Source organism: Polaromonas sp. P1_G2 (assembly GCF_056405515.1).
This window is the reverse complement of the sequence record NZ_JBFUBY010001420.1, coordinates 1-406: the sequence shown is the minus strand read 5'-3', so window position 1 is coordinate 406 and position 406 is coordinate 1. Positions and strand designations below refer to the sequence as shown.

1 protein-coding gene is annotated in these 406 nt (G+C 61.3%); it reads right to left on the bottom strand.

Features of this window, described 5'->3' with window-relative positions:
* Positions 1–3: 3 nt before the first annotated feature.
* On the bottom strand, positions 4–406 hold a 403-nt coding region (locus AC1D0P_RS30870), incomplete at its 5' end, for an alpha-amylase family glycosyl hydrolase (RefSeq protein ID WP_477680212.1).

The following is a 406-nucleotide window of genomic DNA, read 5'->3' as shown; positions in this document are numbered from 1 at the left end:
GCTTCAGATCCGCGCGCAGAAAGCGTCCAGCGCCGACAGCGAGATCGACCTACCGCTGAGCTTCGGTTTGAAGCCGGGCATTTCGAGCTGTTCTTTGACCGTGATCGTTGTCGGGATCGAGAATGTCTGCGGCTGTCGCGTCAGGTTGAAGACGAAGAGCAGACCCTCGTCGCCCGTCTTGCGGGTGAAAACAAGCAGATCCTGGTTGACCTGCAGCAATGCAAAGTCACCGCGCACTATCGCCGCATGTGCTTTGCGGAAGGCGAGCGTGTCGCGATAGTGCGTCAGTACCGAGTCCGGCACACCCTCCTGCCGGTCGACAGCCAGCGGCAGATGCGCCTTCGGCACCGGCAACCAGGGCTTGGCAGTGGTAAAGCCGGCATTCGGCTTGTCTGCCTCCCAGACC